The 14,772-nt window shown below is 71.4% G+C and carries 9 protein-coding genes; 4 read left to right on the top strand and 5 right to left on the bottom strand.

All coding sequences use genetic code 11. The features are described from left to right. Window positions 1-130 precede the first annotated feature (130 nt). From ACIBAG_RS15595 to ACIBAG_RS15585, 3 genes are all read left to right on the top strand, one after another. Window positions 131-1,606 carry a cytochrome P450 gene (locus ACIBAG_RS15595; protein ID WP_399105152.1) on the top strand — a complete coding sequence of 492 codons (1,476 nt, stop codon included), beginning with the start codon at window positions 131-133 and terminating at the stop codon, window positions 1,604-1,606. Next, a complete protein-coding gene (locus ACIBAG_RS15590) occupies window positions 1,590-2,597 on the top strand; it encodes a (-)-alpha-amorphene synthase (RefSeq protein WP_399105150.1) in 1,008 nt (335 codons plus the stop codon). The genes ACIBAG_RS15595 and ACIBAG_RS15590 overlap by 17 nt, the downstream gene beginning before the upstream one ends. Window positions 2,598-2,855: 258 nt before the next feature. Beyond that, window positions 2,856-5,765 (top strand): ATP-binding protein, encoded by a 2,910-nt coding sequence (locus tag ACIBAG_RS15585; protein WP_399105148.1) that lies wholly within the window; start codon window positions 2,856-2,858, stop codon window positions 5,763-5,765. A 28-nt stretch (window positions 5,766-5,793) separates the two neighbouring features. Here the strand turns inward: ACIBAG_RS15585 and ACIBAG_RS15580 are convergent, their stop codons facing one another. Continuing rightward, a complete protein-coding gene (locus tag ACIBAG_RS15580) occupies window positions 5,794-7,353 on the bottom strand; it encodes an acyl-CoA synthetase (RefSeq protein ID WP_399105146.1) in 1,560 nt (519 codons plus the stop codon). Continuing rightward, window positions 7,350-8,474: an NAD(P)H-dependent flavin oxidoreductase gene (locus ACIBAG_RS15575; RefSeq protein ID WP_399105144.1), complete on the bottom strand. Its 1,125-nt coding sequence runs from the start codon at window positions 8,472-8,474 to the stop codon at window positions 7,350-7,352. The genes ACIBAG_RS15580 and ACIBAG_RS15575 overlap by 4 nt, the downstream gene beginning before the upstream one ends. 179 nt (window positions 8,475-8,653) lie before the next feature. On the opposite strand from ACIBAG_RS15575, the gene ACIBAG_RS15570 reads away from it, so the two are divergent. Next, window positions 8,654-10,423: a serine hydrolase gene (locus ACIBAG_RS15570; RefSeq protein WP_399105142.1), complete on the top strand. Its 1,770-nt coding sequence runs from the start codon at window positions 8,654-8,656 to the stop codon at window positions 10,421-10,423. A gap of 164 nt (window positions 10,424-10,587) precedes the next feature. On the opposite strand, the gene ACIBAG_RS15565 is transcribed toward ACIBAG_RS15570, so the two are convergent. From ACIBAG_RS15565 to ACIBAG_RS15555, 3 genes are all read right to left on the bottom strand, one after another. After that, window positions 10,588-10,779, bottom strand: coding sequence for a DUF2795 domain-containing protein (locus ACIBAG_RS15565; protein ID WP_399105140.1), 192 nt, complete (start codon window positions 10,777-10,779; stop codon window positions 10,588-10,590). 70 nt (window positions 10,780-10,849) lie between these two features. Next, the gene (locus ACIBAG_RS15560; protein WP_399105138.1) at window positions 10,850-12,427 is read right to left on the bottom strand and encodes a phytoene desaturase family protein; all 1,578 of its coding nucleotides are present in this window, start codon (window positions 12,425-12,427) and stop codon (window positions 10,850-10,852) included. Between the two features lie 54 nt (window positions 12,428-12,481). Continuing rightward, a complete protein-coding gene (locus tag ACIBAG_RS15555; RefSeq protein ID WP_399105136.1) occupies window positions 12,482-14,722 on the bottom strand; it encodes a tetratricopeptide repeat protein in 2,241 nt (746 codons plus the stop codon). Window positions 14,723-14,772: the final 50 nt, after the last annotated feature.

Raw genomic sequence — 14,772 nt, 5'->3', positions numbered from 1 at the left:
TTCTGTGCGCCCCTTTGGAGAAAGGTTTCGGGAAACCGAGCGCCGCTTGAACTGGGCAGGACTTGTTTCAAGTGTCAAGTCCGTGGCACGTTCAGCGATTTCACGTGCTGCCCGTAAGCGGGAGGTTTCCATGCGCCGTGCTGCGCCAGAACCCGAGCAAGCCTGGAGGACTGGTACTGCTCCAGGCATATTCCCACTCCTCGGTCACGGTATCGCGTTGTTCCGCCGGCCGCTGGCGTTTCTGAATTCTTTGCCCGCGCACGGGGATCTGGTCGAAATACGACTGGGCCCCCAGCGGGCCTGGATGGTGTGCCATCCGGAATTGGCCCGCCGGGTGCTCAGGGACACGCGGACCTTCGACAAGGGAGGGCCGCAGTACGACCGGCTCCGGATACTGATGGGCAACGGCGTGGTGACGTGCCGCCACGAAGCGCACCGGCGGCAGCGCAGGCTGCTGCAACCCGACTTCCGCCCTTCCCAGGTCGCCGACCACACGGAGTTGATGGTCGAGGAGGCCGAAGCGGTGTGCCGCGAGTGGCGGCCCGGGCAGGCGATCGACGTCAGCGCGGCCATGACGTCGTTCACGACAGGGGTCATCAGCCGCGTGCTCTTCTCCGACTCGCTGGACGCGGCGACGACCGCCGAGGTGCGGCACAGTCTGTCCGCGATCGTTCGCGGCCTGTTCGTCCGCACGGTCGTGCCGGTCGACGCCCTGTTCCGGGTGCCCACGCCCGCGAACCGTCGCTACCGGCGTGCGGTCGACCGCGTGCACGCGATCATCGACGCGGCCATCTCAGAGCGCCGACGGGGTGCTCCGCGCGAGGATCTGCTGGGAACGCTGCTGGCGGCCACGCGTGACGACGGCGCGGACGGGGCGATCACCGAACAGGAAGTCCACGATCACCTCGTCTCGCTCCTGCTCACCGGATCCGAGAGCCCATCCATGTGCCTGGCCTCCGCGTTCAGCCTCCTGGCCGAGCATCCCGAGACGGAGCGCCGCCTGCACGCCGAGGTGGACACCGTGCTCGCCGGAGGGCGGCGACCCGGTCCCGACGACCTGCCGCGCCTCGTCCACACCCGGTGTGTCGTCACCGAGACGCTGCGCCACTCACCACCGGGCTGGCTCTTCACGCGCGTCACCACCAGGGAGACGGAACTCGCCGGGTGCCGGCTCCCCCGGGGCGCCACCGTCCTGTACAGCCCCTATCTGCTGCACCACGATCCCGCGTCGTTCCCTGAACCGGACCGATTCGAACCGGAACGCTGGCTGCCGGGCCGTGCCGGCGACGAGCAGCACGGCGCGATGATCCCGTTCGCCGCGGGCAGCCGCAAATGCATCGGCGACGTGCTCTCCATGGCGGAGATGACCGTGGCCCTCGCGACCATCGCCGGCCGCTGGCGACTGCGGCATCTGCCCGGTCCGGTCGAACGACCGCGCCCCGGTGCCACGCTGGGGCCCAGGTCGCTGGTGATGATCTGCGAACCGCGTGCGCATGTCCCCGCCGGCACATCGCCTCGCGCGGATTCGCTCGCACCCCGGGCGACCGCCGTGCCCCGCACGCACGAATCCCGAATGGCAGGTGAGACCGGTGTCGACGACGCATGAGGAAATCGCGCTCGGCGCGCACGACGGAATCCCGGCGTCCAGCCTCAAGGACCTGATCGACGCCCACCTCTACATGCCTTTCCCCTTCATGAGCAATCGCCACGCGGCCGAGGCATCCGTCGGCGTCGACGCCTGGTTACGCACCTGCGGGCTGACCGACGAAGTGGGGGTGGCCGCGATGATCGCCTTCACGCGGCCGGCCGAACTCGCCTCCTACAACAGCCCGACAGCGGAGTTGGACGTCCTTCAGATCGTGGCCAATCAAATCGCCTATCAATTCGTCTTCGACGACCGGGCCGAAGAGATCGGTCGCCGGTCGCCGGACCGACTGCTGCCCATGCTGTGCGAGAGCATCGGAATCCTGCGCGACGGTGCTCCGCCCCGCACCCCGCTGGGCGCGGCGCTGGCCGATCTCCACCGGCAGGTCCGGGAGCGGTGCACACCCGCCCAGGCCGCGCGATGGGCGTGGAAGAGCCGCGAATACGTACACGGCCTGTTGTACGAGGCGGTGGCCCAGGCCCACCCGCGCCCGCCGCACATGGGGCTCAGCACCTCGATACGTTCGCTCACCGCGGGCGTCGAGCCCTTCTACCCGCTGGCCGAAGCGGCACAACCCTGCGAGCTGTCCGCCGAAGAACTCCATCACCCCGTGGTGCAACGCCTGAGCCGTCTGTCGGCCGACGCGGCAGTGTGGATACCCGACCTCTTCTCCGCGGTGAAGGAGCAGCGAGCGGGCGGCATGATCAATCTGGCCCTGGCCCACCAGCAGGCCCACCGGTGCTCCCTGCCGGTGGCCGTCATGCTGGCGATCCGGCAGATCAACAGCACGATCAGGGAGTTCGAGCGACTCTACGAGGAGATCAAACCGGACTTGAGTCCGGCCGGGATCGGCTACGTGGAGGGCATGGTCGGCTGGATCCGCGGGTGTTACCACTGGTCCCGCACCGTGCCGCGCTATGTCGACGCGGCGCTGACGCCGGCCCTCCTGTGAGGCACCGTGCGCCCGCCCGGGCCGCACGGCGGGCGCACGGCTTCCCGGGAGGGGCCACGGCTCGGTGGGCTCAACGCCCGTGCCGCCGAGACGGAGTCATTCGGATTTGATTACCCGAAGGGCCGACAAGAGAACCACTTCGGCACGAGATTCATCCTTCTCTGTCATTCTTGAGCCCCTTTCCCGCCACCGAGTGCTCACCATGGGCGTACTGTCTGCGCTGTCCTCCGGGATCAACGACAGGAAGCGGTAGGGCGCATGGAGTATGGGTCGTGGCAACCGAACACCGAACCCCGCCCGTTGCTGGAACGCCAACGGGAACTCCACGCACTTGACTCGGCGTTGTCGGACCTGCGTGCCGCCGCCGACGGCGTCCAGCGGGCGCGGCCCAGTGGACTGCTCGCCTTCACCGGTCCGGCCGGGCTGGGCAAGACGGCGCTCCTCACGAAGGCGCGCGCCCGCGCCACGGCACACGGCTTCTCGGTCCTCTCGGCCCGCGTCGGCGAGAAGGAACAGGAGCTGGCGTTCCGTCTGGTGCGCGGGCTCGTCCAGCCCACCCTGGCCACGATGGACGATGCGGAACGCCGGTCCTTCCTGGGCAGCTGGTACGACATCGTCGCCGCCGCGCTCGGCCTGGAGGCGATGGACACCACCCACGCGCCGGACCCGACCGGGGTGCGTGACGGTCTCGACTGGGTCATGACGCGCCTCGTGGCACTCAAGGCCCCCCTGGTCCTGCTCCTGGACGACCTGCACTGGGCCGATTTCGAGTCACTCGGCTGGCTCGCCTCCTTCGCGCCGCGGGCCGCCGATCTTCCGCTGCTGATCGTCGTCGCATACCGGCCCGACGAACTGCAGCCCGAGGCGGCTCCCTTCCGCACGGTCGTCGAACGTCACGGGATCCGGCCCTACCCGCTGGCACGGCTCAGCTCCGCCGGCGTGGCCCGGATCGTCCGGGACGAACTGGGAGAAGGAGCCGAGGACGAGTTCTGCGACGAGTGCTGGTCGGTCACCGGCGGGAGCCCGTTCGAGACCGTCGAACTGGTCATCAGGCTCGGCGAACGGAACCTGAAGGGATCGCACAACGAGCTGCCCACGATGCGGGACCTGGCCTCGGCGGTGAAGGGACCTGGACTGATCGAGAGTCTGCACGCGCTCGGCACGACCACCGTGCGCTTCGCCCATGCCGCCGCGGTCCTGGGTCCACCGGTGTCACGGGAGCTTGCCGCGGCGCTCGCGGTGATCGGCAGCGAGGAGGCCGCGGAGGCCACGGAGAAGCTGCGCGCCGCCCGCATCCTCGCCGACGCCGAGGGTCCCGGGGCCGGGATCGAGTTCGTCCACCCGCTGATCGCCACGACGATCTACCGGTCGATCCCCTCCGGCCTGCGGGTCGGCCTGCACGACAGGGCGGCGGAGGCCGTCCGTGCGGCGGGGCTCGGTCCGGCCGCGGCCGCCCGGCATCTGCTGGAGGTGCCCTGCGAAGGCCGGCCCGAGGTGGTCGCATGCCTTCGCGAGGCCGCCCGCGAGTACCTTCGGGCCGGGGCTCCGGAGGCTGCCCGCCGCGTCCTGTCCCGAGCGCTGCAGGAGCCCCCGGAGCCGGAGGACCGGGCCGCGCTCCTCCACGAGCTCGCGTGCTCGACCTTCCTGATCGAACCCACGGCCACGGTCAGCCATCTCCAGGAGGCGCTGGCGGAGCCCGACGTGGAGCCCCGTCTGCGGGCCTCCATCGTCTACCGGCTGACCCAGGCGCTGGCCCACACGGACCGGCTGGCCGAGGCGGCGACCGTGTCGGCCGACGAGGCGCGGCTCGCCGTCCATCCCCGCATCCGGCTGCGCATGCAGGGCGATCACTTCGTCTGGAGCGCCTTCCGCGCCGACGAGCCCGACTCGTTCGCCCGATCGCGCAAGCTGGCTCGCCTGGCCGATCGGCTGACCGGCCGCGGTCTGGAGGAGCGGTACATCCTGGGTTCGCGGGCCTGGGACGCCATGGTGCGGGGCGAGCCCCGGGAGACCGTCCTCGCGTGCGCGGAGCAGGCGTTGGACGGCGGACTGAGCTGGACGGAGGAGAACCGGGGTTTCGAGGTGCCCGTGTCGGTCGCCCTGGTGTTCATGTACAGCGACCAGCCTCGCCGGGCCGAGGAACTGTTCACCGACGGCATCGCCGAGTGCGAGAGCAAGGGCTGGCGTGGCTCCCATCTCGCCCTGGGACAGACCCTCTACGGCTACATCCGCTACCGCCGCGGCTGCCTGGCCGACGCGGAGGAGCTCGCACGGGAGGGCCTGCGCATCGCCGACCGGGTCGAAGGTGCCGTCCCCGCCCAGTGGTTCGCCATCGGCATCCTCATCCAGACCCTGCTCGCCCGCGGCCGCACCGCCGACGCACGTCGACTCGCGGACTCGTACCACTACGGCGAGGTCGTCCCGAACGCCGTCATCTATCCCGATCCCCGCACGGTCTACGCCGAACTGCTCCTGGCCGAGGGCCGGCACTCCGAGGCGGTGCGCGTGTTGTCCGCCGTCGGCGACTGGCTGGACGCGCGGGGCTCGCGCAACCCCTCCTGGTGCCCCTGGCAGCTGCACCTGGCTTCCGCCCTCGCTCCCACCGACCCCGACCGTGCCCTCGCCCTCGCCCGGGACGCCGTCAGGCGGGCCCGGGACTTCGGCGCTGCCTCCACGATCGGCCAGGCGCTCCACGTCGAGGCCGAGGTGACGGGCGGACCGTCGGCCCTCGACCTCCACGCGGAGGCCGTGGACCACCTGGAACAGTCTCCCGCCTCCTACGAGCTCGCCCGCGCCCAGATCGGCCACGGCGCCGCCCTGTCCCTGAGCGGCCGGGTCCAGGAGGCCGCCGACCGGCTCTACCGGGGTCTGGAGGGCGCCGTCCACTGCGGGGCCGACGCGCTCGCCGCCCGGGCCAGGGAGGAACTCTCGGCGGCCGGCCTGCGCCCGCTGCCCCTGCGCTACGTCCAGGCGGACACGCTGACCGCCCGGGAACGCCAGACCGCCGAACTGACCGTTCAGGGACACCCGGTCGGGGTGATCGCCAAGGAACTGCGCCTCACCGAGCAAGGCGTGCGCCAGCTGCTGTCGTGTGTGTACCGCAAGATCGGCACCGATGCCGCCGGCCTCGCGAGGGCGCTGGACAGCCTTCCCCGACCACGCCCTTGAGCGGGCCGATCCGGGACCGGGGCCGTGATCACACAGGTCGCGTACGCCCCTCCCAGTACGGATCCCGCAACCGCCGCTTGTACAGCTTGCCGTTGGGGTCGCGCGGCATCTCGGCGATGAAGTCGACGCTCTTGGGCCGCTTGTAGCCGGCCAGCCGGTCGGCGCAGTGGTCGAGGATCGCGGCGGCCAGGGCGGGGCCGGGCTCGTGGCCGGGGGCCGGCTCCACGACGGCCTTGACCTCCTCGCCCCAGTCGTCGTGCGGGATACCGAAGGCGGCCGCGTCGGCGACGGCGGGGTGCGCGAGGAGTGCGGACTCGATCTCGGCCGGGTAGATGTTGACCCCACCGGAGATGATCATGTCGATCTTGCGGTCGCGAAGGAAGAGGTAGCCGTCCTCGTCCAGCAGGCCCAGGTCGCCGACGGTGAAGAAGTCGCCGATGCGGTTCTTCCTGGTCTTGGAGTCGTCCTTGTGGTAGGCGAAGCCGCCGGTGTTCATCTTCAGGTACACGGTGCCCAGTTCGCCGGGCGGGAGCCGGTTGCCGTCGTCGTCGAAGATCGCGAGTTCGCTGATGGGCCAGGCCTTGCCGACCGTGCCGGGTTTCTTGAGCCAGTCCTCGGCGGTGGCGAAGGCTCCGCCGCCCTCGCTGGCCGCGTAGTACTCCTCCACGCAGGGACCCCACCAGTCGAGCATCGCCCGCTTCACATGGTCGGGACAGGGGGCGGCACCGTGGATGGCGTGCCGCATGGAGGAGACGTCGTAGCGGGCGCGCACGTCCTCGGGCAGGGCGAGCAGGCGGTGGAACTGGGTCGGGACCATGTGTGTGTGGGTGCACTTCTCCCGGTCGATCAGCCGGAGCATCTCCTCGGGCGTCCACTTGTCCATCAGGACCAGGCGATGGCCGATGTGCAGCGACGCGCCCGCGAACTGGAGCACGGCGGTGTGGTAGAGCGGCGAGCAGACGAGGTGCACGTTGTCGTCGAACGGGCGGATGCCGAAGATGCCCAGGAAGCCGCCCAGGTACGCCTCCTCGGGGAGCTTGCCGGGCAGCGGGCGCCGGATGCCGCGCGGTCGGCCGGTGGTGCCCGAGGTGTAGTTCATGACCCAGCCGAGGGTGCGGTCGGCGGGCGCCGACTCCGGTTGTCCGTCGAGGAGTTCGGCGTACGGCCGGAAGCCCTCGACCGTACCGATCGCGTACCGGTGGGTGACGGGCAGGCCGGCCTCGTCCGCGGCGCCGCGCACGGGCGCCGCGAAGCGCTCGTGGGCGAGGAGCACCTTGGCGCCGGAGTCCGCGACGATCCAGGCGATCTCCGGGGCGACGAAGTGGTGGTTGACCGGGACCAGATAGAACCCCGCCTGGCTGGCTGCCAGGTACGCGGTGAGGAACTCGGCGCCGTTGGGCAGGACGACCGCGAAGGCGTCGCCGCGCTGCATGCCGGCCGCGCGCAGGCCGTGGACGAGTCGGTTGGCGGCGGCGTGCAGACGGCCCGCGGTCCACTCCTCGCCGTCGGGGGCGACGAGGACCGTGCGGTGCGGGTCGGCGGCGGCCTGCGCCCAGAAGCCTGCCGGAGGTGTGCTGGTGGTGGTCACTCGCCGCTCCTTCCGGCTATGCGGTTGATGCGATCGACGGCTCGCTCGAAGCCGCGGGTGAGGTCGTCGAAGACGGCCCGGACGCTGCGTTCGCTGTTCATCCGGCCGACGATCTGGCCGACGGGGGTGCCGAGCAGCGGCTCGACCTCGTACTTCTGGATGCGCGAGACGGCCTCGGCGACCAGCAGGCCCTGCAGGGGCATGGGCAGGGCGCCGGGTCCCTGCGTGTCGTCCCAGGCGTCGGTCCACTCGGTGCGCAGCTGGCGTGCGGGTTTGCCGGTCAGGGCGCGTGAGCGCACCGTGTCACCGGAGCCGGCGGCGAGCAGTTTGCGGGTCAGGGCGGGTGAGTGGAGATCGGCCTCTGTGGTGGTCAGCCATATGGAGCCCAGCCACACACCTTGTGCGCCGAGGGTGAGTGCGGCAGCCACCTGTTGACCGCTGCCGATGCCCCCGGCGGCCAGGACGGGCAGTGGGTCGACGGCCTCCACGACCTCCGGTGTGAGCACCATGGAGGCGATCTCGCCGGTGTGGCCGCCCGCCTCGTAGCCCTGGGCGACCACGATGTCGATGCCGCGCTCCTTGTGCTTGACGGCGTGCCGGGCGCTGCCCGCGAGCGCGGCGACCAGGACGCCCCGGTCATGGGCGCGATCCACCACGTCCGCCGGAGGTGAGCCCAGGGCGTTGGCGAGCAGCTTGATCGGGTAGTCGAAGGCGACGTCGAGCTGGGTGCGGGCGACCTGCTCCATCCACCCGGTGATGCGCCAGCCGGAGGCCTCGCCGTCGGCCAGCTCGGGCACTGCGTACTTGGCAAGAGTGTCCTTGACGAACTGCCGGTGCCCGTCCGGGATCATCGCCTCGACGTCGGCCTCGGTCAGTGTCTGGTCCTTGGGGGCTTCCACCTTCTTCGCGGGCATCACGACATCGAGGCCGTAGGGCCTGCCGTCGACATGGGCCTCCACCCAGTCGAGGTCGCGTTTGAGGTCGTCGGGGGCCGTGTAGCGGACCGCGCCGAGCACTCCGAAACCGCCGGCCCGGCTGATGGCCGCGGCGACGGCGGGGAACGGCGTGAAGCCGAAGATGGCGTGCTCGACTCCCAGTTTCTTGCTCAGCTCCGTCTGCATGGGCGCAGGATGCCGCAGTCCCCCGGACGACGGAAGACCTTTTCTGATACACCGTCAGATCGCTGGTCGCACCTTTTGCCGAACGCCCCGTTGACACGATCCACACCTGACACGAAAGTTTCACCACGCAAGGTGATCTGGGAAAGATACTTTCAGCCGGAGCGGCGGGAGGAACCTCGATGACCGACGGCAGAAGCGGACTGACCCGGCGTCAACTCGGCAAAGGAGCCGTGGCCTTGACCGGCGCCCTGACGACAGCCCCGTTTCCCGCCGGACCGGCCGCCGCCTCTTCCCCCGACTTCGGCGGCACCCTTCGGCACGGCTCCCCCGAGCGCGCCGGCCTCCTGTCCGCCCACCTCCGCCAACTGGTCACCGACGCCGAGGCGTTCCTCGCCCCCTCCCCCAAGCACCCCTGGTACGCGGGCGCCGTCCTGCTCGCCGGGCGCGGCGGCACGGTGGCCCTGCACCAGCCCATCGGGATGGCGGTGCGCTATCAGTCGTACGACGAGAAGACCGACACCGCCGTCGAGTTCCCCGCCGACCGGCAGATCGCGATGGCCGAGGACACCGTCTTCGATCTGGCCTCGGTGTCCAAGCTGTTCACGTCGATCCTGGCCGTGCAGCAGATCGAGCGGGGTGCGCTCGCACTGGAGGCGACCGTCGCCTCCTACCTGCCGGACTTCGGCCGGGCGGGCAAACAGGACATGACGGTACGCCAACTCCTCACCCACACCTCCGGCTTCCGCGCCTGGATCCCGCTGTACAACGCGCCCACGTACGAGGAGAAGCTCCAGCTCATCTGGAACGAGGCGCCGCTGAACCCGCCGGGAACGAGATACCTCTACTCGGACCTGAACCTGATATCCCTCCAACTGGTCCTGGAGGAGATCACCGGCCGCGCGCTCGACACGCTCCTGCGGGACGAGATCACCGGCCCGCTCGGCATGCACCGCACCCGCTACAACCCGCCCGCCGCCTGGAAACCGGGGATCGCGGCCACCGAGGACGCCCGCAAGCCCTGGTCCGGTCTGGACCGTGGGCTGGTCTGGGGAGAGGTGCACGACGAGAACGCCTTCAGCCTCGGCGGGGTCGCGGGCCACGCGGGCGTGTTCTCCACCGCCTGGGACCTCGCGGTCCTCGGCCGGACGCTGCTCAACGGCGGGAACTACGGCAGGTCCCGCATACTGGAGCCGGAGTCGGTGGAGTTGATGTTCACCGACTTCAACACCGCGTTCCCGGGCGACGAGCACGGCCTCGGCTTCGAGCTCTACCAGCACTGGTACATGGGCGCGATGGCCACCCCGCACACGGCGGGACACACCGGCTTCACCGGCACCTCACTGGTCCTCGACCCCTCGACCGACTCGTTCCTGGTCGTCCTGGGCAACTCCGTCCACCCGGTGCGCAGTTGGCGCTCCGGTTCCGCGCCCCGGGTCGCCGCCGCGAACAACATGGCCCGCGCCGTACCCGTGCGCCCACGGCACGGTCGTACCGCATGGTTCTCCGGCATGGCGACCGCCACGACCGCGACCCTCACACTCCCCGCGCTCGACACGTCCGGCGGCGACGCCCGGCTTCGCTGCGCCCTGTGGTGGGACACCGAGCCCCAGTCGGACGCCGTCGCGCTGGAGGCCACGACCGACGGGGGCGCCACCTGGCAGCCGCTCCCCTTCGCGACGACACGTCACGGCGAGCGGCCGCAGGACCACGTGGGCGGCACCGTCACCGGTTGGTCGGGCCGTGTCTGGCACCGGCTCGCGGCGCGGCTCCCCGCGACCCGGCAGCTGGTGATCCGCTGGCGGTACGCGACCGACCGGCTCTACGTGGGCCGCGGCGTGTACGTCGACGGCCTTCGCGTCGAGGCGGCGGACGGCGTCCTCTTCGACGAGGCACGGCCGGCGGATTCCGCGCGGATCGCGGCGAGCGGCTGGAGCGCCTCGGCGAACTGACGCCTCACATACGTACGGCACTCACTTCGGCGTGAGAAGGTCCGAGTAACTCTCCGTCCGTTCGCTCGTGTTCGACAGTACGGCTTCTGCTCGGGGACCCGGGCCGGGCCGCCGCGCCCGACGGAGATCGTCCAGGCAGCCGTCCGGCCCGGATCCGTTGCGCGCTACTCGTTGAAGACAGCCTTCTGGACGTCGTTCGGACCGTCGAAGCGGTCACGCTTCATGCCGTCGAGACGGCTGACGATCTTTTCGTCCGCGTTGTTCTTGCGGGCGCGCTCCACCAAGTGCTGCCGGTCGGTCGGGTAGTCGGCACCGCGGAGGGCTTTCTGCAGGTCAGTGGGGCTGAGATCGGCCATGACAGCCTCCCCGTGACTAGTACGAATGGTCCGCTCTGCGGAGTACCCCTCCTCACCGAGGGCATGTGCGTCAGTCCTCGGCCGCCTCCAGGACAGCCATCGCCGCGTTGTGCCCGGGCACCCCGCTCACCCCTCCGCCGCGCACGGCACCCGCCCCGCACAGCAGCACGTTCGCGTGCCGTGTCTCCACGCCCCAGCGGCCGGTGTCCTCCTGGGCGTACGGCCAGGCCAGCTCGCGGTGGAAGATGTTGCCGCCGGGAAGGCGCAGGTCGTGCTCAAGGTCCAGTGGGGTCTTGGCCTCGATGCAGGGGCGTCCGTCGGCGTCGGTCGCCAGGCAGTCGGCGAGCGGCTCGGCGAGGTGCGCGTCCAGCTGCGCGAGCGTCGACTTCAGCAGTTCCTCGCGCACGGCGTCGTTGTCGCGTTCGAAGAGCCGGGCAGGGGTGTGCAGGCCGAAGAGGGTGAGGGTCTGGTAGCCCTGTGCGACGAGCTCGGGTCCGAGAATCGTCGGGTCGGTCAGTGAGTGGCAGTAGATCTCGGACGGCGGTGCGGTGGGGAGCTGTCCGGCGGCGGCCTGGGCGTGGGCGGTGGCCAGCTGCTCGTAGCCCTCGGCGATGTGGAAGGTGCCGGAGAACGCCTCGCGGGGGTCGACGGAGCTGTCGCGCAGCCGGGGCAGGCGCTTGAGCAGCATGTTCACCTTGAGCTGGGCGCCCTCGGCGGGGGCCGGGGGCGTGTCGCCGGTGAGGGCCGCCAGGGCCTGCGGGGAGGCGTTGACCAGGACGTGCCGGGCGGCGGCGACTCCCTCGCCGTCCGCCGTGCGATAGGTGATCTCCGCCGTACGGCCGTCCGTGGCGATCCGTTCCACCTCGTGGCCGGTGGCGATGACCGCGCCCGCGTCGCGGGCGGCCGTGGCCAGGGCGTCGGTGAGGGCGCCCATGCCGCCGACGGGGACGTCCCAGTCGCCGGTACCGCCGCCGATCACGTGGTAGAGGAAGCAGCGGTTCTGCTTCAGGGACGGGTCGTGGGCGTCGGCGAAGGTCCCGATGAGCGCGTCCGTCAGGACCACGCCCCGCACCAGGTCGTCCGCGAAACGGTCCTCGACGGCGACACCGATCGGCTCCTCGAACAGGGTCCGCCAGGCCTCCTCGTCGTCCACCCGGCGGCGCAGCTCCTCGCGGCTCGGCAGGGGCTCGGTGAGCGTCGGGAAGACCCGCTTGGCGACCTGTCCGGTCATCCCGTAGAAGCGCTGCCAGGCGGTGTACTCGTGCTCCCCGCCGGTCAGCCGGGCGAACGCCTCCCGGGTGCGCCGCTCGCCACCGCCCACGAGCAGACCGGTCGGCCGTCCGTCGCGTTCCACGGGGGTGTACGAGGAGACGTCGCGGGTGCGGATGCGGAAGTCCAGGCCGAGATCCCGCACGATCTTCTTCGGCAGCAGGCTGACCAGGTACGAGTAGCGCGACAGCCGTGCGTCGACCCCGGCGAACGGGCGGGTGGACACGGCGGCGCCCCCGGTGTGGTCGAGCCGCTCCAGCACCAGCACGGAACGGCCGGCCCGGGCCAGGTAGGCGGCGGCGACCAGCCCGTTGTGGCCTCCGCCGACGATGACGGCGTCGTACGTCCGGTGTCCCGGGTGTCCCTCGTGTGCAGGCATGGTTCTTCGTAACACGTGATGATCTAGGTCGGCCAGAGGTGCGGGCGTCCGGAGTCACCCGCCTTCGCCGGCCCGCTGCTGCCGCAGCACCGCCACCCTCCGGTACAGCTCGACCGCCTCCGCGCCCCGCCCGAGCTGCTGCAGGCATTGGGCTTCGTCGTTGCGGCTGGCGAGGGTGTCGCGGTGGTCGGCGCCGAGAACGCGCTCGCGGGCGTCGGCCACCGCGCGGTACTCGGTGAGCGCGTCCGGCCAGCGGCCCAGCCAGCCGAGGCTCACGGCGACCTCACGCCTGCTGACCAGGGTGTCCGGGTGGTCCGCGCCGAGGACCCGGTCACGGATCGCGCACACGTCCCGGGACTCGGCGAGCGCCTCCTCCCAGCGGCTCAGCCGGCCCAGGTTGACGCCGAGGCCGTGGCGGGCGCGCAGGGTCTCGGGGTGGGCGGGGCCGTGGACGCGGGTGCGGTCGTCGATCAGGTCGCGGTAGAGCTGGAGCGCCTCCGCGCTGCGGCCGAGGCGGCCGAGGCTGATGCCGACCTCGTAGCGGGCGGCGAGGGTGTCGGGGTGGTCGGGGCCGAGGGCCTGGGCACGGGCCTCGGCGACCTCGCGGTAGGTCTGCAGGGCCTGCGCCCAGTGACCCAACTGACCCAGCGCGTAGGCGACTTCGTAGCGGGTGACGAGGGTGTCGGGGTGCTGCGGGCCGAGGACGCGGGCGCGGGCGGCGGCGACCTCGGCGGCCATGCGGTACGAGTCCTCCAGGCGGCCGAGCCTGCTGAGGTTGAAGGCGAGGTTGTGGCGGCAGCGCAGGGTGTCGGGGTGATCGGCGCCCATACTGCGCTCGCGGGCGGTCAGCACCGACGTATAGACCTGGTGCGCGTCGAAGTGCCGGCCCAACTGGCCGAGCACGTACGCCATTTCCTGCCGGGCGGCGAGCGTGTCGGGGTGGTCGGGGCCGAGCGCGAGGCTGCGGGCGCGGGCGACGTGCTTGTACTCGCGCAGCGCGTCGGCGGCGCGGCCGGTGCGGCTGAGGGTGAAGGCGAGCTCGAAGCGGCTGGCGAGGGTGTCGGGGTGGTCGGGGCCGAGAAGGTGCTCGCGCTCCGCGGCGACGGCCCGGTGCACCTCGCCCGCCTCGGTCCAGCGGCCCAGCCGGCCGAGGCTCAGCCCGGCGTTGTGCCGTCCGGCCAGCGCGGTGAGCGTCGCCGCGGACGGGGCGGACGGTTCTTCGGGTACGGCGGTCTCGTCGGGCCGCCCGGTGACCGGGCGGGGGACCCACTCGCCGGTGAGGCCGGCCGCGGCGTCGGGGGGTGTGGTGCGCAGACCGGCGCCGGTGGCCTTGTGGCCGGTGGTCATGCCCCGGGTCCAGGACGGCAGGCGCGGCTCGCGGGCCACGGGCTCCGGGGGCCTGAGGACGGGCTGCGGTGTCACCACGGTCGGCACGTACGCCGGTGTCGTACGGCCCAGGCCGATCCGGCGGCCCAGCTCGCGGCCGTCGTTCGGGCGTTCCTCGGGGCGCTTGGCCAGCAGGTCGAGGATGATCCGCTCGAAGTAGTCGGGCAACTCGGCGCGGTGGCTGCGCGGCGGCCGGGGCGGGGTGTCCCGGTGGCCGACGAGAATGGCCCAGGGGTCGTCGAGGTCGAACGGCGGTACCCCGGTGGTGATCTCGTACAGCACGCACCCCAGCGAGTACAGGTCGCTGCGCTGGTCCACCTCCTCCCCGCCGATCTGCTCCGGCGACATGTAGTGCGGGGTGCCCATCGCGATGCCGGTGCCGGTCAGCCGGGAGGTGAAGCCGATGTCGTGGGCGAGGCGTGCGATGCCGAAGTCGCAGATCTTCACCGTGCCGTCGGGGAGCCGCATGATGTTCGCGGGCTTCAGGTCGCGGTGCACGATGCCCTGCTGGTGGGTGTAGGCGAGGGCGGCGGCGACCTGGTCGGCGATGTCGACGACGTCCGGGACGGGCAGCGGGTGGTGCTTGTTGTCCTCCAGGAGCTGGCTGAGGTTACGGCCCTGGAGCAGCTCCATGACCAGGAACAGGATGCCGTCGGACTCGCCGAAGTCGTGGACGACGGTCACCCCGCGGTGCTGGAGCGCCGCGGCCACCCGGGCCTCGCGGCGAAACCGTTCCCGCAGGACACGGGTGAAGGAGTGGTCGTGGTGGGGCCCCAGCGGCTTGAGGCACTTCACGGCGACATGCCGGCCGAGCGACTCGTCGCGCGCCCGCCACACCTCGCCCATACCGCCGCGCCCGATCAGTTCGAGCAGCCGGTACCGGCCCTGGATCAGCCTGCTGTCCCCCATCTCCCGCGATCGCCCCCCGTCACGGTCCGCCCCACCCTCCCCCGGCTCGT

The organism is Streptomyces sp. NPDC051243 (genome assembly GCF_044455405.1).
Taxonomy (GTDB): Bacteria; Actinomycetota; Actinomycetes; order Streptomycetales; family Streptomycetaceae; genus Streptomyces.
This window is presented reverse-complemented; position numbering and strand designations above follow the sequence as displayed.

Bases quoted from the DNA above. Each gene is read 5' to 3' on its own strand.
- ACIBAG_RS15595 (WP_399105152.1), top strand. From the start codon at position 131: ATGCGCCGTGCTGCGCCAGAACCCGAGCAAGCCTGGAGGACTGGTACT.
- ACIBAG_RS15585 (WP_399105148.1), top strand. From the start codon at position 2,856: ATGGAGTATGGGTCGTGGCAACCGAACACCGAACCCCGCCCGTTGCTG.
- ACIBAG_RS15575 (WP_399105144.1), bottom strand. From the start codon at position 8,474: ATGCAGACGGAGCTGAGCAAGAAACTGGGAGTCGAGCACGCCATCTTC.
- ACIBAG_RS15570 (WP_399105142.1), top strand. From the start codon at position 8,654: ATGACCGACGGCAGAAGCGGACTGACCCGGCGTCAACTCGGCAAAGGA.
- ACIBAG_RS15565 (WP_399105140.1), bottom strand. From the start codon at position 10,779: ATGGCCGATCTCAGCCCCACTGACCTGCAGAAAGCCCTCCGCGGTGCC.
- ACIBAG_RS15560 (WP_399105138.1), bottom strand. From the start codon at position 12,427: ATGCCTGCACACGAGGGACACCCGGGACACCGGACGTACGACGCCGTC.
- ACIBAG_RS15555 (WP_399105136.1), bottom strand. From the start codon at position 14,722: ATGGGGGACAGCAGGCTGATCCAGGGCCGGTACCGGCTGCTCGAACTG.